Genomic DNA, 18,409 nt, shown 5'->3' with positions numbered 1-18,409 from the left:
TTAATTGCCCTGCGCCCAACGGAAAGGCGCACGGGATTTTCAGGGAAGGAACACAGGACAATGGCAGTCGACACGCAACCACTTACCCACCAGGCCGACCTGCTGCAACGAGGGCTGGCGGATCTACGGGCAGAAGACGCGGAGCTGGCAGGGTTGCTGGATGCGGAAGTCACGCGCCAACACCAGACGCTGTCGCTGGCCGCTTCGTCCTGCGCAGTGAGGCCGAATATCCTGGCGGCGTCCGCCTCGCTGCTGGTCAACGTGACCGCCGAGGGCACGCCCGGCTGGCGTCATCACGCCGGCTGCGAGAATGCCGACCGGGTCGAAGCCCTGGCTGTGCGCCGAGCGCGTGAGCTGTTCGGTGCGCAATACGCCGGTGTGCAATCACACTCGGGGTCGACTGCCAACTATCAGGTACTGGCGGCCTTGCTGGAGCCGGGAGACACCGTGCTCGGCATGGCCCCCGATCACGGCGGGCACCTGAGCCACGCCAGCCCCGTCGCGTTCACCGGCGCGAACTACAAGGCGCTCAGGTACGGCACTACCTCCAAGGGTGTTATCGACTACGACCAGGTGCGCACACTGGCGCTGGCCCATCGCCCGCGCGTGATCATCTGCGGGGCGACGGCCTACTCGCACACCATTGATTTCGCGCGCTTGCGTGGGATTGCCGACGAAGCCGGGTCGATCCTGCTGGCGGACATTTCGACCATCGCCGGCCTGGTCGCCACCGGGCGCCATCCGAGCCCGATCGACGCAGCCCACGTCACTACGCTGTGCACCCATAAACAACTGGGCGGCCCGCGTGGCGGCCTGATCCTTTCCGGTCGCGACGCCGAAACCAAGGTGCCGGGCCTTAAGACCAGCTTCAGCCGGCTCCTCGATCAAGCCGTGTTCCCACGAATGCAGGGCGCACCGGCCTTCAACATGATCGCGGCAAAGGCGGCGGCGTTCGGCTACGCCATGTCCGCGGATTTCGACGCCTGGATGGCGCGTATTCGCACCACGGCCGACGAACTGGCCAACGCGTTCCAGGCCTGTGACTACGAGGTGGTGGGCGGGCGCAGTGAAAACCACTCGGTGCTGATTCGCTTGCGTGGCGGCATCACCGGCGCCATCGCCCAGGCGGCGCTGGAGCAGTGCGGCATCATCGTGGACAAGCATCGCGCACCGGGAGAGACGCGACCATCATTCGTCGCTGGCGGGTTGTGTATCGGCACCGGCTCCCTGGCGCAACGCCAGCTCGACGCCGATGGATGTCGGCAGGTCGTCGAACTGGTGTGCCGGGTACTCGATGCGGTCACGCCCCTCAACGAGCACAAGTTCACCCTGGATCCGAATGCACAGGAATCCCTGCGCTTGCAGGCTCAAGCCTTGTGCGCGAAGTATCCCCTCGCGGATTACCTGCACAACTGAGCAAACATCCAAATGGATGTTTCATGTTATTGCAGGATAAATTGCTGTACGGTGTTTAAGCGGCTGTTATAGACGGTCGCGTTGTTGCTCATTCTCATCATTAACAAGCTGCACGACAGCTTGGCGTTCTCCTGGCAGTTATAAAAAGGGCTCTTAAAGTCCGTTCAACCTCCGTGAACGAAGTACTCAGCCTTTTGCAGTGAAGTCGAACTTGGCCCGTGCGCCGATAGTTGTTCGACTCATGAGGAGATATCCCGTGATAACCCGAAGAAAACTCCTGTATACAGGCGCAGCCTTGACCGGTGCTGGCCTGTTTGCCCCGCTGTTGGCAGGTGCCGCGCTGGCGCAGGAAGTCAGCAGCGCCGCCAGCGACGACATTGAATCCTTCCGCCAACTGTCGATGTTCCTCCTCGAACGCTCGAACCTGGATGCCGCCTTGTCCTTGCGCATCCTGGCCCAGTGCACCCGGAACGACCCTGCATTCCCCGAGAAGATCAAAGCCTTGTGGAGCAAGGTTGGCCAGCATCACTTGCGCAACGTCGGCCAGTTGTCCGGCAGCCCGTTCTACGCCGACCCGGTGATCAAGGACACGACGCAGAAAATCGTCTCCGCCTGGTACCTGGGCTACACCGGCACGCCGGTGTCCCTGCGCGCCACCGACGGCACGCGCCTGGTCACCTTCACCGGCGCCCTGGCCTATGCGCCGACCGCGGACGCCACGGTGATCCCGACGTACTCCCGGGGAAAAACCAATTACTGGGTCAATCCTCCGGCCACGCTGGCCAACGACTAAGACAAGGCACTTTTATGAATCAGGATTTTGACGCCGATGTCATTGTGGTTGGCTCCGGCGCATTAGGCAGTAACGCAGCCTTTGAATTGGCCAAACTCGGCAAGTCGGTGATTATTCTGGAAGCGGGTGAACATATTCCCCGCTGGAAGATAGTCGAGAACTTCCGTAATTCGTCGAACAAGGGCAATTACAACTCACCCTATCCGAATGAACCGTGGGCCCATCATTCTTATGATGAGCAATACATCGAGAACACCGGTTCTTTCGAGTTCCGCCCCGGCATGTTGAAACTGGTGGGCGGTACCACCTGGCACTGGGCGGCAGCGTGCTGGCGTTACTTGCCCAACGACATGAAGCTCAAGACGCTCTACGGCGTAGGTCGCGACTGGCCGCTGGAATACAGCGAGCTGGAACCCTATTACGTGCGTGCGGAAATTGCCCTGGGCGTATGCGGCAGTGACACCCAGGACCAGAGCGGGCAGGGCGGCGGCGCGTTCCCGCCGCGCTCCAGCCCGTACCCGATGGCGCCGGAAGGTGATACCTACCTGTTCCAGCGCCTGCGCGAACGCATGGCACCGGCGGGGTATCACTTTATCCATGAGCCCAATGGCCGTGCCACTGAACCCTACGACGGGCGCCCGGCGTGCAGCGGCAACAACAACTGCATGCCGGTCTGCCCCATCGGCGCGATGTACAGCGGCGACGTGCACGCCCGCCATGCGGAACAGGCCGGCGCCAAGCTGATCACCGACGCCACCGCCTACAAGCTGGAAAAAGGCGCGGACGACAAGATCGTCGCGATCCATTACCGCAGCTCCACCGGCGCTGATGTGCGGCTCACTGCCAAGTACTTCATCGTTGCCGCCCACGGCCTGGAAACCCCCAAGCTGCTGCTGATTTCCGAGGTGGCCAACTCCTCCGACCAGGTCGGTCGCAACCTGATGGACCACACCGGCCAGGGCCTGCAATTTATCGCCGACGAGCCGTTGTGGCCGGGACGTGGCGCGGTGCAGCAGGGCGGGATTTTCAACCGCCGCGACGGCGAGTTCCGCAAGGAGCGGGCCTCGGTCAAACACTCGATCTCCAACAACGTGCCGAACATTGCCGTGGCCAAGCGGCTGATCGCCCAGGGGGTGTACGGCAAGGAGCTGGACGAACGCATCCGCCACGATGCGGCGCGTTGGGTCGACGTCTCTACCGTGTATGAAACCCTGCCATTGCAGACCAACACCGTGCGCCCGAGCCGCACCCGCAAGGACGCCCTGGGCATTCCGATGCTGGTGGTCAACTACGAGGTGGGCGACTACGTGAAGGCGGCCAAGGCCGGCGTCACTGAAGACTATGCGCACTTCGTGCAGCTGATGGGCGGCACGGTGGTGGAAGACAACACCGGCTACCAGAACCGCGACCACCTGATGGGCACCGTGATCATGGGCGCCAACCCCAAGGATTCGGTGGTCAACCACGAGTGCCGCACCCACGACCACGCCAACCTGTTTCTCGCCACCACCGGGGTGATACCGGCCTCCGGCACCATCAACCCGACCCTGGCCGGCGTGGCGCTGAGTATCCGTATGGCCGACATCATTGCGCGGGAGGTCTAGGTCATGGGATTGCTTAAATTTCCATTGCTGGCCTTGCTGCTCACCGCGTTGCCGGTGTTTGCCGCTGAAGACACCGCCGCGCTGATCGAGAAGGGCGCCTATGTCGCCCGTGCCGGCGATTGCGAAGCCTGCCACCGTACCGCCGAGAATGGCGGCGCGCCGCTGGCCGGCGGGTATGTGATCGACTCGCCCATGGGCAAGATCATCTCCAGCAACATCACCCCGTCCAAGGCCTACGGCATCGGCGACTACACCGAGCAGCAACTGGCGGACGCCTTGCGCAAAGGCATCAACGCCAAGGGCCAGCACCTGTACCCGGCGATGCCCTACACCTCTTACCAGGGCATGAGCGATGACGACATCCACGCCTTGTATGTGTACCTGCAACAGGGCGTCAAAGCCGTGGACCAGCCGGTGCCGGAAACGCACCTGGCGTTCCCGTTCAACATCCGCCAACTGATGTTCGGCTGGAACCTGGTGTTCCTCGACAGCCAGGGTTTCGTGCCCAAGCCTGGCGCCACCGAACAGACCAGCCGTGGCCAGTACCTGGTGGACAACCTCGCCCACTGCGGCGCCTGCCACACCCCACGTAATGCCTTGATGGCCGAGGACAACAGCCAGTACCTGGCCGGTGCGAAACTGGGTGGCTGGGTCGCGCCCAACCTCACCTCCGACAAGGTCAGCGGGCTGGGGGACTGGAGCGAAGATGACCTGGTCAATTTCCTGAAAAACGGTCACCTCGCCGACAAGGCCCAAGCGGCGGGCGGCATGGCCGAAGCCGTGGAAAACAGCTTCCGCTACCTCAGCGACAGCGACCTGCATGCCATGGCCGCCTACCTGCACAGCGTGCCGCCGATCCGCGATCCCGGGCAAACCGAGCGGGTGGTGCGTGACGTCAAGCCGGTGGACATGAGCACCCTGGAAACCGGCCAGGGCGATCAAGCCTCACTGGCCGACGCCACCGGACTGGATGGCGCACGCCTCTACAACTCGGCCTGCTCCAGCTGCCACGGCCGCGATGGCCAGGGCTCGGCTGACAAGTTCTACCCGTCCCTGAGCCTCAACACCGCGCTCAACGGCAACCAGGCCAACAACCTGGTGATGGCGATCATCGCGGGCATCGACCGCAAAGGTGCCGACGGCGCCGTGAGCATGCCGGCCCTGGGCGGTGACCTGAACGACGCGCAAATCGCCGCCATCGCCAACTACAGCCTGCACACCTTCGGCAACCCGGCGCTGAGCGTCAGTTCCGAAGAAGTCACCAGCCTGCGTCGTGGCGGGGATGCGCCGTTGTTGATCACGGCCATGCCGTACCTGCTGTGGGGCGGTGGCCTGGTGGTGCTGGTGCTGATCATCGTGCTGTTGCTGTGGCGCCGTCACCACCAACACCTGCGGGCAGTGGAGGCCAAGCGGATCGCGTTGAACCGGCGTTTTCATTCCAACTAGCCGGAAACGCAAAAGCCCCGCCTTCGGTATGAAGTGCGGGGCTTTTTGTTGGTTGGGTAAATCACCGGCTGTTTTCCTCGTCATACCCAATTGCAGGAACGGGGGCGAATCCCGCACCTGAAGCTGCGAGCCGACAAGGAGAGGTCTTCATGGTCAACGTGAGTCGTCGTTCCCTGATCGCACTGGGCGCGGTCTTGCCGTTGCTGGGTCGCCTGGACTGGGCTGAGGCAAGCCCCGCCGTGGCGGCGCCCCAGGTGCTGCTCAACTACAACGAAAGCCCCTACGGGCCCTCGCCGGCTGCGCGGCAGGCCATGCAGCGCGGTATTGCCGTTTCGGGGCGCTACCCGTACCCGGACATGTACGCGCTGGTCGAACAGTTTGCCAAACAGCAAGGCATTCTGGAGGAACAGGTGGCGGTGTTCGCCGGCTCCATGGCCGCGTTGCGCTACGCGGTGCTGGCGTTTACCAGCGAAACCCGCAGCCTGGTGATGGCCACGCCTTCCTACGAAGTTCCGCGCCAGGCAGCCGAGTCGTGCAAGGCCAGGGTGCATGAAGTGGACCTCACCGCCGATCACGCCCATGACCTTCCCGCCATGCTCACCGTTGACCGGCAGCCCGGCCTGATCTACCTCTGCAACCCGAACAATCCCACCGGCACCCTCACACCCGCCAAGGCCATCGAACAGGCACTGGCGCGCAAACCCCAGGGCAGCATTTTGCTGGTGGACGAGGCCTACATCGACTTCAGTGACGCACCCAGTTGTGTGGCGTGGGTCAAGGACCATGACGACTTGCTGGTGCTGCGCACGTTCTCGAAAATCTACGGCCTGGCCGGCGCACGCCTGGGGCTTGCGATCGGTCATCCGCAGCTGCTGGAACAACTGGCGGTGTTTGGCGGGGACAACGTGCCGGCGGCCGCCAGCCTGCTGGCCGCCCGCGCCAGCCTTGCGGATACGCAACTGGTGCCGGCGCGCAAGGCGCTCAATACCCGGTTGCGGGATGAGACGGTGGCCTGGCTAAAAAACCGCGGATTCACCTGCACGGCGTCTCACAGCAACTGCTTCATGATTGATGTGCGCCGTCCGGCGGAACAGGTCATCGAGCGGCTGGGCGAGCAGGGCGTGAAGATTGGGCGCGTGTGGCAAAACTGGCCGCAGTGGGTGCGGGTCACCGTGGGCAACGCTGATGAGATGCAGCGGTTTCGCGAGGTGTTTGCGGCTCAAGTCGTAGGCTGAATTCGCTGCGACGCAGGTCAAATGTGGGAGCGGGCTTGCTCGCGAAAGCGGAGTGTCAGTCAATGCATACGTGACTGACCCACCGTCTTCGCGAGCAAGCCCGCTCCCACATTTAGATCGAGTTACTGCTGGGCGATGCTGTAGCCCTCAAACGCCGTCTGCTGCTGCAGCGCGGTGATGATGCTTTTACGCGTCAGTGGCTGCTCGGCGCCCGAGTTATCCACAAAGGTTTCAACTTCCAGTTCCGCCTCGTCACCTTCACCGACAAAGGTAAAGCCGAGGAATTCAAACGCCTCACGGTCCACGTTCGGCTTGGAGCGCGGCGAACGCAGCGGCAGGGTGACGCTGATACCGTCCTTGCTGATGGCGAACACTTCCACTTCCTTCTTCGGGCGGGAAGCCTTGCCTTTGCCGGCGCTCGGGTTGCTGATGGCCTGGTGGGTCTGGTTCAGCACCTTGAGGGCCAGGCCGTAGACCAGCTCCTGGAACTCCGGGTCGTCCTTGAAGCTGGACAGGATGCGGCTGATGGAGAACTTGCTGTTCAGGTCTTCGAGGGCGGCGTTGTCGGCGGCTTCGGCGTCCTTGAGCTGCTTGAGCTCGCCCATCAGGTCGTAGGCCTTGTCGTCGTCGAAGGCGTCGTGGGCCTGGCGGATGGCCACGCGCAGCTCGCGGATCTGGTCGCTTTCCTTGGAGGTGTGGAACGCGTCCAGCACCATTTCACTGATGATCTTGGCCGCCGGCACGTGCTGTGAAAGATTGATGGCGTTTTCGTATTCAGCTTTGGATTGCAAGGCGACTACGGATTCTTCGGTGCGGGAATCAGACATTGAAATTTCACTACTTCAGTAAACGGGGAGACGGGAAAAGCGTCGCGCATTTTCAGCGGGGAGGGGGATCAGGTCAAGGCAGCACAATGCCCTCATCGCGGTTGAATGATGCCAACGCCCGCTGCAGCTTGATCGCCCGCCCGCAAAACAGCCCAACGGTAAAACCCGAAGCCCCGCCCGTCAGGGCCAGCATTGGCGCGGTGCTCGACAGCAACGGGTGCACGGCGTGCTGGTAACCGAGGTAATACTTCACGCCGAAGAACAGTTGGGAGATCAGCAGGATTTTCCAGGTGCCGGGCAGCACCAGCGTGTGGCCATCGAGGCTTGCACCCTTGGCGGTGAACATCGCCATCGCCAACAGGCAACCCACGGCGGCACCGCCCAGCCAGCAGCCGATCGACAGCGTTGAATGCTCAATGGACAGCAGCGACCAGATCACCAGCACCACCGGCAGGATCATCAGTGACCGGTGGTTTTCGCGGCTGCCGCGGGTGGCTTTGATCCCGTACCAGCAGATCCACAGATAAACGGCGTACACCCAAAGGGGCGTGCCCTGAAGAATGTCGAGCATGGTCAGCGTCCGTGCCTGATGAAGTTGGGCGTCGATATTCGCCGGGCTGCGCGTGGTCTGTCCATCGATTTAACCGAGGCGCTTGCCCATTTCGAAGGCGCGTTTTTCGTAGCCCAATTCCTCATACAGCCGCTGCGCCGGTTCGTTGAAGGCCCAGACGGTCAAGCGCAAATCCCGGGCGCCCTGGCGGATGGCCCAGCGTTCGGCGAGCGCCATCAGTTCACGGCCAATGCCCTGGCCGCGGTGCGCCTCCAGCACGCAGATCGAGCCGATCCTGGCAACACGCAGCGGCTGCAACAACGGGCTGGCGGTCTCGATGATTTGCGCGGTGATAAATCCAACACCAACGCCGTGCTGCTCGGCAAGAAACACCGCCTGAACCCGGCTGGTCAGGCAGGGCCGCCAATGGGACTGGTCGCGCTCCACCTGGTCGGTGGCATCACGATAGATATCGGGCCGTTCCTGGTGGTGCAGGCGGTTCAGCGGCTGGCCCAACACGCACAGGGTGTGCAGGTCATCCTGGTGCGCCTGGCGATAGGTCAATCCTTGAGACATGGCAGTCCTTCGAACGGGGCAAAGGGCGTTTTATGCCCGTTATCGGCGATCCCGTAAAGGCGCGGCGTTGGCCCCAAGCCCTTCGACGAAGCCGGCAATGCGCTGGCAAGCCTCCCTGAGGGTGTCATCGGCAACGGTAAACGAAACCCGCACAAACCCTTCGGCGCTGGCGCCAAACGCCTGGGCGTCAAGCACCGATACGCCGGTCTGGCGATACAGTTGCCAGGCGAATTCCCGGCCGGTGAGCCCGGTGCGGCGTACGTCCACCAGCATGAACATGCCCGCCTGGGGGACTCGGCAGTCCAGCTCGCTGATCGCACTCAACGCGTTCACCACCAGGTCACGCCGGCGCCGATACACCGCACGGGCATCGCTGACCAAGGCCTCATCCAGTTCCAGTGCCTTGAGCGCCGCCGCCTGGATAAACCCTGGCAGGCCGTAAATCATGCACAGCAGCAAGTTTTCCAGATGGTTGATCAATGTGGGCGGGCCTGCCACCCAGCCAACCCGCCAGCCGGTCATGGCGTGGCTCTTCGACAGGCTGTTGAGCACCACCGTGCGCTCGGCCATGCCGGGTAACGCGCTGATGCTCAGGTGTTGATCGTCATAGATGAGCTGCCCATACACTTCATCGCAAATCACCCACAGGTCGTGGGCGCGTGCCACTTCGGCGACGGCTTCCAGCTCTTCGCGGCAGTAGACATTGCCGGTGGGGTTGCACGGTGTAGCGAGGGCGATGCCCCGGGTCTTGTCGGTAATCGCGGCTTGTAGCGCGGTACGGGTCAGGCGAAAGCCGTTGGCGGCCGGTTGTTCGACGGTTCTAATGCGTGCCCCCGAGGCTTGGACACAGGCCTCGTAGGTCAGGTACATCGGCTCTGGCACCAGCACTTCATCGCCGTGGCTGAACAGGCACAAGCAGGCCGCGAACAGGCCATTCTGCGCGCCGGCGACCAGGGCGATATTGTCGGCGTGCACCGCAATCCCTTGCAGCAGGCTCTGCCGGGCCGCGATGGATTCCCGCAGTTTCGGGCGGCCGAGCACAGGGGTGTAGTGGGTGTCGCCGGCGCGCAGGGCGTCCACGGCGGTTTCACAGATCGCGCTGTGTGTGGCGAAATCCGGGTCGCCGACACTGAGCACAATCACGTCTTCGCCACGCAGTTGGGCTTCGGCGGCGGCGTAGTGAATATCCCAGGCACTGACGGATTCGCCGCCAATGCGCCCCACAAAGGGTGAATAACGCATCCTTGCTCTCCTCGCCGACATCGATGCCCGCGTCAATTAGTCAATTTCAGTTCCACTGTAGAACATGCCGCCTGATCCACATCAAGGGCCGCGCGCAAAAAATCCGCTACAACGAAGCTGGGGCTGGCCATGCCCCGGTTATCTGCCTGATGACCCAATAAAAACGATTGCAAACCTGCGCCGAGGGGACCGCCCCAGGCCGGGTTATTAAAGGAATAGTGCGATGATTTTTCCCCTGTCACGTCTGGGCCTTGTGGGGGTGGTGCTGTGCCTGTCCCTTCCCCTGCACGCCAACGAAGCCGACCCCACGCTGATCGAACAGGGCAAATACGTTGCCCAACTGGGCGACTGCATCGCCTGCCACACCGCCAGGCTAGGCGCGCAGATGGCCGGCGGGCTGGAACTGGGCACGCCGATGGGCACGATCTATTCGAGCAACATCACCCCGGACCGTGACACCGGCATCGGCCAGTACACCTTCGAGCAGTTCGACCGGGTGATGCGTGAAGGCGTGACGCCGGCCGGGCAGAACCTGTACCCGGCGATGCCTTACCCGTCCTACGCGAAGATGAGCGAAGGCGACATGCGCGCCTTGTTCGCCTACCTGATGCAGGGCGTGGAGGCGGTGAACAAACCCAACCTGGACGCCGAGATGGGCTTCCCGTTCAACCAGCGCTGGGGCCTGGCGTTGTGGAATTTGGCGTTTCTCGACAAGCAACCATTCGTGCCGGACCCGGCGAAGGATGACGTGCTTAACCGTGGCGCCTACCTCGTCCAGGGCCTGGGCCACTGCGGCTCGTGCCACACCCCGCGCGGCATCGCCTTCCAGGAAAAAGCCCTGAGCGACGCGGGCCGCAGTGGCCGGCATTACCTGGCCGGGGAGACTGTCGAGCACTGGCGCGCCTTGAGCCTGCGCAACCTGTGGACGGTGGACGACACCGTGCAATTGCTCAAGACCGGGCAGAACCGCTTTGCCACGGTCGCGGGCAACATGGCGGATGTGATTCATCACAGTACCCAACACTTCACCGATGCCGATTTGACCGCCATCGCGACGTATCTCAAATCCCTGCCGCCGGGCAAGGACGACCTGCCGATGCCCGCCGTGGCCCACGAACCCGCCGCACCGCCCAAGGACTTGTTCACCAGCCGTGGTGGCCTGGGCTATATGCAGTTTTGCAGTGACTGCCACCGCAGCGATGGCGGCGGGGTGAAAGGGCTGTTCCCGCCGTTGGCCGGCAACCCGAGCGTTGCCTCGAACAACCCGACGTCACTGCTGCACATCACCCTCACCGGTTGGGAAACCGCCGAGACCGCAGCCCATCCACGGGTCTACACCATGCCTGGGTTTGCGCGGTTGGCGGATCAGGAAATCGCTGAAATCCTCAGTTTCGTGCGCAGCAGTTGGGGCAACGAAGGCACGCCTGTCACGGCTGCCCAAGTGAAGAAAATGCGCGGCCAGCTCAACCCGGTCACCACCGATTCGTCAGCGTTTGAAACCCCACGCCTGGCCGAATTGTTGGCGGCGCCGAATGCCGATCAGGTGGTACGCGGCATGCGCCTGCACCTGCAGACCAAGGAACTGCTGCCCAATAACGTGGGCAACTCGCTGAACTGCACCAGCTGCCATCTCAACGCCGGCACCGTGGCGGATGGTTCGCCGTTTGTGGGCGTCTCGGCATTTTTCCCGAGCTATGCGCCGCGTGCGGGCAAGGTGGTGAGCCTGGAAGAGCGGATCAACGGCTGCTTCCGTCGCTCGATGAATGGCAAGCCGTTGCCAGCGGAATCGGCGGATATGCAGGCGATGGTGGCGTACTTCGACTGGATGAAAAACAACACCAGGCCCGAAGATAAAGTCGCCGGGCGCGGGGTGGGCAAAGTCGACCCGGCGATCAAGCCGGATATGCAGAATGGCAGGCAGGTCTACGCCAAGCAGTGCGCGGTGTGCCATGGCGACAATGGCCAAGGGTTGACGCGGGCGGATGGCGAGTTGGTGTACCCGCCGTTGTGGGGCGAGCAGTCGTTCAATATCGGGGCGGGGATGGCGCGGCTGTACACGGCGGCGGCGTTCGTCAAACGCAACATGCCGATCGGTTTCCACGAGAAATTCCCGTTGGGGCAGGGCGGGTTGTCGGATCAGGAGGCGGTGGATGTGGCAGCGTACTTCTCCCAACAACCTCGTCCGGATTTCCCGGACAAGGTGAAGGACTGGCCGAAGGGGGGTAAGCCCGTGGATGCGCGGTACTAACCCCACCACCTGTTCGAAGTGGGCACAGTCAATGTGGGAGCGGGCTTGCTCGCGAAGACGGTGAGTCAGTCACCCATGTATTGACTGACACTCCGCTTTCGCGAGCAAGCCCGCTCCCACAGTTTTAACCGAGTGCAGTCAGTTAGAAGGTGGTACGCAGACCGACCTGCACACTTCGACCCGGCGCCGGGGCGATGTCCCGCAGGATCGAACTGGCGTAGCGCACGGTCTGGTTCGTCAGGTTCTCGCCGTTGACGAACGCCAGCCACTGGCTGCCGCCGACATTGAAGCGGTAGCCGGCGCTGGCGCCCAACGTGGTGTAGCCGTCGGTACCGCTTTCGTTATCCGGCACCCGCCCCTGGCCCGCCGCGTGTTCAACGTCAATCCGCGCCTGCCAGCGATCCAGTTCCCACAAGAGGCCGCTGTTCAAACGCAACGGCGCAATGCGGGGCAACGCTTCACCCGTGTCCAGGTTGGTTGCACGGGTGTAGTCGCCCGACAGTTCCAGCGCGAACTTGCCGTAGGCACCTTCCCCCAGCTTGATGTGATCCTGGGCTTCAAAGCCTGCGAAACGCGCACGCACACCGGAATATTTGTACTCAGGGATGCCGCCGGCGTCTTCCTCGCCTTCGTCATTCAAGGTGCGACCGCTGCCCAGCAGGCCGATGTAATTGGAGAAGTGGCTGTAGAACACGCCGAAGCTGCCCTTGTGGGTGCCGTTGTCGAAGCGCAGTGCCAGGTCGCTGGACACGGCTTTTTCTTTCGACAGGTTGGCGTCGCCCAGTTCATAGGTGCCGGTGGCGACGTGAGCGCCGTTGGCATACAGCTCGTAGAAGGTCGGGGCACGTTCGGTGTAGCCGAGGGTGGCGGCCAGGGACCAGATCGGCGTGAGGGTGTACACCGCGCCGGACGACAGGCTGCCGGCGGTGAAATCGGCGGATTTGTCGGCATTGGCGAAGCGTGCGTTGCCCTTGCCGTCCGGGTCGACGTTAGTGTGTTCCAGGCGCCCGCCGAGGCTCAGCTTGAGGCGCTCGGTGGCCTGCATTTCTTCGAGGATAAACAGCGCGCCGGCGTTGGTATCGGTCTGCGGCACGAAGGCTTCTTCACCCAGGGCCGAGAATTCATTGCGACTGACTTGGGCACCCACCACGCCGTTGAACGGCCCGATCGGCAAGTGTCGCGCTTCCACCCGGGCTTCGTAGCCCTTGTTCTTGAAGGTGGTGCCGGTCTCGCCGCCTTCGATTTCCATGTGCTTGTAGTCGGTATAGCCGGCGTCGAGTTTGACCGAGGTGAACGGGCCTTGCAGGTTGCGGATTTCGGACGCAAAGGCGTAGTGATCCTGCTTCATGCGGATGCGCACGTCCTGCTCGGCCGGGGAGCCGTAGTTGCTGTCGTAGTTGCTGTAGGACAGCCCGGCGTAACCGTCGTCCCAAGTGTAGGAACCGCCGACTGCACCACCGTCCTGGCGTCCGTCGCTGTTGCCGAGGCGACCGTTCTTGCCTTCACCGTCGTCGCTTGGCGGTGCATGGCGGCTGCGGGCAAAGCCGGGGATTTTCAGGTCGTTGAATTCCCGCGCGCTGGCGTCCAGGTGCAAGGCGAAGGTGCCGTTGCCGGCTTCCAGTTTGCCAGCGCTGCTGCGGGTGGTGTCGGCGCCGCCGTAGCGCAATTCACCGGCCCCGTGAATGCCTTCGATGGCTTCGGTGGGGATGCGGTTGTCGAAGGTATTGACCACGCCGCCGATGGCGCTGCCGCCATAGAGCAGGGCGGCCGGGCCACGCACGATTTCGATGCGGTCGACGTTGACCGGGTCCAGCGGCACCGCGTGGTCATAGGACAGCGACGAGGCATCCAGCGCGCCCACACCATTGCGCAGGAGGCGAATGCGGTCACCATCCTGGCCACGAATGATCGGCCGGCTGGCCCCCGGGCCGAAGTACGACGACGACACACCGGGCTGCTTGTTCAGGGTTTCACCCAGGCTGCCTTTTTGTTGCAGGGTCAGGTCATCGCCTTCCAGCACGGTGGTGGGCGAGGCGAGGGTTTCGCTGCCCAGCGGGTTGCCGGTGATGACTTGGGGTTGCAGTTCCAGGGCGTTGGCCTGGGAGGTGATCAACAGGGCGGCGGCCAGCGGGGTGAGGCGCCAGAGAGAAGAGAGGGACATCGGTCGTTCCTTGGCAAACGGCAAAAAGAGAAGGCTGAAAACGGTAAGGGATTCGATACCCTTTGATAGTTATCGTTACAATATAACATCACTTTTTTCCCTGCCAAGGGGAACTTTCCCAAACCCCGCTCGATCACTCCCACGCTGATCGTTCCCACGCTCTGCGTGGAAATGCATGCCGTGACGCTCTGCGTCACCATTGCGCAGGGTTAAAACTTGCGTCGACCGAGGGACGCAGAGCGTCCAATTCGGCATTCCCATGCAGGGCGTGGGAACGATCGAACAGTGGCCTATAGTGAAGGCAACGCTTCCACCCGCACGGCCCGTCCGCTAAGGTGCGCGGCTTCGTTTTCTTCTTTTCTGCACAAAAGGCCCGGCATGACCGCGACAAACAAAGACCCACTGCACGGCGTCACCCTGGAACAGGTCCTCACCGCGCTGGTGGCGCATTACCAATGGGAAGGCCTGGCCGAGCGCATCAATATCCGCTGTTTTTCCAGTGACCCGAGCATCAAGTCGAGCCTGTCGTTCCTGCGCAAGACCCCGTGGGCGCGGGAGAAGGTCGAAGGTTTGTACGTGAAGTTGATGCGCACCAAGCGACCGGTCGAGGACTGAGGTGAAACGTCACCTTATCGGCCTCGCAGCCCTCGGCGGTTGGGCCGGCCTGGCGCTGCAGCAGTACATCATTTTCTACTTCCGCTGGGTCGATGGCGCCAGCCTGTTGCCGGGCCTGGTGAATTTCTTCAGCTTCTTCACCGTGCTCACCAACACCATGGTGGCGGTGGTGTTGACCCATGCGTGGGTGCAACGGCCAACCGCGGCGAGCCGGTTCTTCCTCGGGCCCGTAGTCAGCAGCGGGATTGCCGTGAGCATTGTCGTGGTCAGCCTCGCCTACAGCCTGTTGTTGCGCCACATGTGGCAGCCTGCGGGGGTGCAGTTTGTGGCGGACGAGTTGCTGCACGACGTGATGCCGTTGGTGTTTGTCGCGTATTGGTGGTGGTGCGTGCCCAAGGGCAGTCTGCGCCTCAAACACATCGGGCTGTGGGTGATTTACCCGGTGGTGTACTTCGCCTATGCGTTGTTGCGCGGGTATGTGTGGGGGCTGTATCAGTACCCGTTCATTAACGTGGACACCCTGGGTTATCCACAGGTGTTCATCAATGCCGGGGGAATTCTGGTGGGGTTTGTACTGGTTGCTTTGGTGGTGGTGGGGCTGGATAAAATCTGTAGGAGCGAGCTTGCTCGCGAAGAACGTTAACGATAACGCAGTGTGTCTGGTTTGACGCGGCGCTCTCAGGTTCTTCGCGAGCAAGCTCGCTCCTACAGGGATCACTGTTGCCAGTAACCAACCGCCTTGAGGAATGCCTCATTGACGTTGTGCGTGTCCAGCAGCACCCGTCGCACCTGGCGCGAGAGCTTGCTCTCGGTGGCGACAAAGCTGTACAGCGAACCGCCCGGCAGCGTCAGGTTCTGCACCGTCTCGAGCAGGTCATCCTGGCCGCGCACCACCCAGATCACTTCCACTTCGGCAGCGCTGGCCAGCGGCTGCTGTTCCGCCGCATTGGCGATCTCTATCACCGCCAATACCTTGCGCCCCGCCGGCAATTCGTCCAGGCGCCGGGCAATCGCCGGAATCGCGGTTTCATCGCCGATCAACAGGTAGCTGTCGAAGATATCCGGCACGATCATCGAGCCACGCGGCCCGCCGATATGCAGCTGCTGGCCGACCTTGGCCTGCTCGGCCCAGGTGGAGGCAGGGCCATCGCCATGCAGCACGAAGTCGATGTCCAGCTCGCCGATGTCCAGGTCGTACCGGCGTGGGGTGTAGTCGCGCATGGCGGGTTGCGGGCCGTCGCCGCGCAGGTTGAAGTCGGGGCTGTCCAGCGCCGCTTGTTCGGCGGCGTTCTGTGGGAACAGCAGCTTGATGTGATCGTCACTGCCCAGGCTGATAAAGCCCGCCAGTTCCGGCCCGCCCAGGGTGATGCGGCGCATGCGCGGGGTGATGTCGACCACCCGCAGGACTTCGAGGCGGCGGCGTTTGATTTCGTGGGTCACGCGGTGGATGGCTTGGGTATTCATTGAGCTTTCCCGTCGGCAATGGCTTGGGCGGTGCTGTTGAGCAGCGCCGCGACACGAACGATTTCTTCCGGGCTCCAGCGCCCGTGGTGCGAATGCAAGGCGTGGCGCAGGTTATGCACTGCCTCGTGGATTTCCGGCGGACGGTCCTGGCCCCGCAGCGAACGTTTGCTCACATCCATGCGCATGCGAATGCCTTCGAGGGCAACCGCCTGTTCGCTTAAGAAGAGACGACCGGCGTCGGTGATTGTGTAGCGTTTTTTTCCGTCTTCGGCGTCGCCGGTAATCAATTCGCTTTCTTCGAGAAAGGTCAGCGTGGGGTAGATCACGCCGGGGCTGGGGCTGTAGGCGCCGTCGAACAGGGTCTCGATCCGGCGAATCAGGTCGTAGCCATGGCACGGCTGTTCGGCGATCAGCGCCGGCAGCAGCAGTTTCAGGTCGCCGGGGGCGAAGACCCGCGGGCCACGGCCGCCGCGCTCGCGGCCTGGACGTTTGTCGAAGCCGTCGCGGCTGTCACCGGGGTCGCGGTGTGAATGATGGTCTCTCATTTCGGGTGCTCTCGTTTGGTTTAGATACAACGTAAGATATATCTTATTGCCGCCGCAACCCCGGCAGACGAACGGTCATCTCGCGTCTTGTGAGACGGGACTCGAAACGGGCCGATCAGCGCACTGACCCTTTCGACATATTCGCCAACTTGTTAGTTGGCGTGCCCCAGTAATTACTGTTGTTTTTTATAATATGTAATCCTATTCTTACGGACTTGTTCTGCACTAAATCATTCTCGTTAAGTTGATGTAGTCCGTTTCTTACGGTTGATTCAAAAGTTTTGGCAAAGTGCCATAATTTTCCTATGTGTCTTGGTGTGACAAGGCTACGTGAATAAGCGAATCGACCGGCTTTCATATTCAAAATCGAAATGGATAATTGCCCGGCCTCGAACGAACTCCTGAATTGCAATACAAGTAATTGGAAAGCATCCGATTTCCATTGCTTCAGGAAATTGTTCTGGCGCTGGGTTAATTAAGTCCTGTGCGCAACTAAGCCAGGATTTCGTTTTGATTTTTAATACATGTGAGCCTCTGCAAATGAAGACTAAAGTAAAAGCTGCGCTGTTGACTGTCGGCCTGTTGGCGGGTTCGATCTCTGTTGCTAATGCGGCGGACGGGACGATTACATTTACCGGTTCGGTCCATTCGGGTGCTTGCTCTATCAAGCCTGAGTCTGTGGATCAGTCAGTTGCACTTGGCGCTATTGCAAAGCATCAGTTGCAATCCGGCGGCAAGTCCACCGCCCGCCCCGTGGCGATCGAGCTTGAAGGGTGCGACCTGTCTGGCCTCACCGATAACACCGTGACCACTACCTTCACCGGTGCACCGTCCAGCGTTGTGCCTGGCGGCATCGGCACGGTCGGCAGCGCGGGCGGCATCGGCATCATGATGACCCACGGCGGCAAAGCGATTGAGCTGGGCGTGCCAACCACTCCGCAGGTCATTGTTGCCGGTAATAACACCCTGCAGTTCGGCGCCTACGTACAAGGCCAGGCGACAGGCGACATCGTTCCTGGTGATTTCAGCGCGGTCACCAACTTCACCTTGGCTTATCAGTAAGTGTTTCCCCCGCCACCACTGGTGGCGGGGGAAAACTGGCGGGAGATCAAGGTGAAAACATTCATAAGTCTCGCTATTGCCTCTTCATTGACGTTGTTCATCAGCCCTTGTGATGCCGCGCAGACGCGTGTGCAAGGCGATGGGCTCGTCACGCTGGGAGGCGAGATCATCGACTCGGCCTGCGGGCTGGAAGCGGTCACTGCCGATCAGACCATCGACATGCCTCCCGAACCCATCGGCCGCCTGTTGCGAGAGGGCGCGGGGCAAATGCAGCCGTTCCAGCTACGGCTGGTCAACTGCACCGTGACGCGTCCCGACCCGCTGCGCCCCGGCGAAACGCTGCCGGACTGGGAGCATCTTCGCGTGACGTTCGACGGGCCCAGCGATATGGGCGGGCGCACCTTTGCGGCCTTTGGGGCCTCGCAGGGGGTTGCTTTCCATATTGAGGACGCCGCTGGCCAGGTGAGTGTGCCGGGAGTGCCGATGGCGCTGCTGCCGGTGGTTGATGGCGACATGACACTTCATTACAGGCTCCGCCTGGTGGGCAACGGAGTGCCGCTGTTGGCAGGGGCTCACCGCGCGGCAGTGCGGTTCAAGTTGGAATACTTTTGAAGATTGAGTTGCG

At 62.1% G+C, this 18,409-nt stretch carries 17 protein-coding genes; 10 read left to right on the top strand and 7 right to left on the bottom strand.

Going from position 1 to position 18,409, the window contains the following annotated elements; genetic code table 11:
* Positions 1-60: 60 nt before the first annotated feature.
* The 5 genes from glyA (at position 61) to HX839_RS01430 (ending at position 6,494) form a co-directional block, all read left to right on the top strand.
* Positions 61-1,416, top strand: coding sequence for a serine hydroxymethyltransferase (glyA, locus tag HX839_RS01450; protein WP_008435606.1), 1,356 nt, complete (start codon positions 61-63; stop codon positions 1,414-1,416).
* Positions 1,417-1,672: 256 nt separating this feature from the next.
* The gene (locus HX839_RS01445; protein WP_177066643.1) at positions 1,673-2,209 is read left to right on the top strand and encodes a sugar dehydrogenase complex small subunit; all 537 of its coding nucleotides are present in this window, start codon (positions 1,673-1,675) and stop codon (positions 2,207-2,209) included.
* 14 nt (positions 2,210-2,223) lie between these two features.
* Positions 2,224-3,813 (top strand): GMC family oxidoreductase, encoded by a 1,590-nt coding sequence (locus HX839_RS01440; RefSeq protein WP_102369856.1) that lies wholly within the window; start codon positions 2,224-2,226, stop codon positions 3,811-3,813.
* A 3-nt stretch (positions 3,814-3,816) separates the two neighbouring features.
* Positions 3,817-5,259, top strand: a complete 1,443-nt coding sequence (locus HX839_RS01435; RefSeq protein WP_134327284.1) for a cytochrome c — start codon at positions 3,817-3,819, stop codon at positions 5,257-5,259.
* Between the two features lie 149 nt (positions 5,260-5,408).
* Positions 5,409-6,494: a pyridoxal phosphate-dependent aminotransferase gene (locus tag HX839_RS01430; RefSeq protein ID WP_177054460.1), complete on the top strand. Its 1,086-nt coding sequence runs from the start codon at positions 5,409-5,411 to the stop codon at positions 6,492-6,494.
* A gap of 122 nt (positions 6,495-6,616) precedes the next feature.
* Here the strand turns inward: HX839_RS01430 and HX839_RS01425 are convergent, their stop codons facing one another.
* From HX839_RS01425 to HX839_RS01410, 4 genes are all read right to left on the bottom strand, one after another.
* The gene (locus HX839_RS01425; RefSeq protein ID WP_177066642.1) at positions 6,617-7,321 is read right to left on the bottom strand and encodes a hypothetical protein; all 705 of its coding nucleotides are present in this window, start codon (positions 7,319-7,321) and stop codon (positions 6,617-6,619) included.
* 73 nt (positions 7,322-7,394) lie between these two features.
* On the bottom strand, positions 7,395-7,892 hold the full coding sequence (locus tag HX839_RS01420) for a hypothetical protein (RefSeq protein WP_177066641.1): 498 nt from the start codon (positions 7,890-7,892) through the stop codon (positions 7,395-7,397).
* 69 nt (positions 7,893-7,961) lie between these two features.
* Positions 7,962-8,447 carry an N-acetyltransferase gene (locus HX839_RS01415; RefSeq protein WP_177066640.1) on the bottom strand — a complete coding sequence of 162 codons (486 nt, stop codon included), beginning with the start codon at positions 8,445-8,447 and terminating at the stop codon, positions 7,962-7,964.
* A gap of 39 nt (positions 8,448-8,486) precedes the next feature.
* Entirely contained in the window at positions 8,487-9,689 is a 1,203-nt protein-coding gene (locus tag HX839_RS01410) for a pyridoxal phosphate-dependent aminotransferase (RefSeq protein ID WP_177066639.1), read from the bottom strand.
* A gap of 223 nt (positions 9,690-9,912) precedes the next feature.
* On the opposite strand from HX839_RS01410, the gene HX839_RS01405 reads away from it, so the two are divergent.
* Positions 9,913-11,937, top strand: a complete 2,025-nt coding sequence (locus HX839_RS01405; RefSeq protein ID WP_177066638.1) for a c-type cytochrome — start codon at positions 9,913-9,915, stop codon at positions 11,935-11,937.
* A 142-nt stretch (positions 11,938-12,079) separates the two neighbouring features.
* On the opposite strand, the gene HX839_RS01400 is transcribed toward HX839_RS01405, so the two are convergent.
* The gene (locus tag HX839_RS01400; RefSeq protein WP_003216404.1) at positions 12,080-14,098 is read right to left on the bottom strand and encodes a TonB-dependent receptor; all 2,019 of its coding nucleotides are present in this window, start codon (positions 14,096-14,098) and stop codon (positions 12,080-12,082) included.
* 378 nt (positions 14,099-14,476) lie between these two features.
* On the opposite strand from HX839_RS01400, the gene HX839_RS01395 reads away from it, so the two are divergent.
* Positions 14,477-14,713, top strand: coding sequence for a VF530 family DNA-binding protein (locus HX839_RS01395; protein WP_003216406.1), 237 nt, complete (start codon positions 14,477-14,479; stop codon positions 14,711-14,713).
* Position 14,714: 1 nt separating this feature from the next.
* Positions 14,715-15,356, top strand: coding sequence for a Pr6Pr family membrane protein (locus tag HX839_RS01390; RefSeq protein ID WP_177066637.1), 642 nt, complete (start codon positions 14,715-14,717; stop codon positions 15,354-15,356).
* 71 nt (positions 15,357-15,427) lie between these two features.
* Here HX839_RS01390 and HX839_RS01385 read toward each other — a convergent pair whose 3' ends face one another.
* The gene (locus HX839_RS01385) at positions 15,428-16,177 is read right to left on the bottom strand and encodes a siderophore-interacting protein (RefSeq protein WP_177066636.1); all 750 of its coding nucleotides are present in this window, start codon (positions 16,175-16,177) and stop codon (positions 15,428-15,430) included.
* Positions 16,174-16,722 carry a PadR family transcriptional regulator gene (locus HX839_RS01380; RefSeq protein ID WP_003216412.1) on the bottom strand — a complete coding sequence of 183 codons (549 nt, stop codon included), beginning with the start codon at positions 16,720-16,722 and terminating at the stop codon, positions 16,174-16,176. The genes HX839_RS01385 and HX839_RS01380 overlap by 4 nt, the downstream gene beginning before the upstream one ends.
* Before the next feature lie 540 nt (positions 16,723-17,262).
* Here HX839_RS01380 and HX839_RS01375 point away from each other — a divergent pair.
* Entirely contained in the window at positions 17,263-17,784 is a 522-nt protein-coding gene (locus HX839_RS01375; RefSeq protein ID WP_177066635.1) for a fimbrial protein, read from the top strand.
* A 51-nt stretch (positions 17,785-17,835) separates the two neighbouring features.
* Complete coding sequence (locus HX839_RS01370; protein WP_023659209.1) at positions 17,836-18,396, top strand: fimbrial protein; 561 nt, start codon at positions 17,836-17,838, stop codon at positions 18,394-18,396.
* Positions 18,397-18,409: the final 13 nt, after the last annotated feature.

This window comes from Pseudomonas sp. I8001, from assembly GCF_013385345.1.
Taxonomy (GTDB): domain Bacteria; phylum Pseudomonadota; class Gammaproteobacteria; order Pseudomonadales; family Pseudomonadaceae; genus Aquipseudomonas.
Note: the sequence above shows the minus strand (reverse complement) of the source record. Positions and strands in the feature narration are given on the sequence as shown.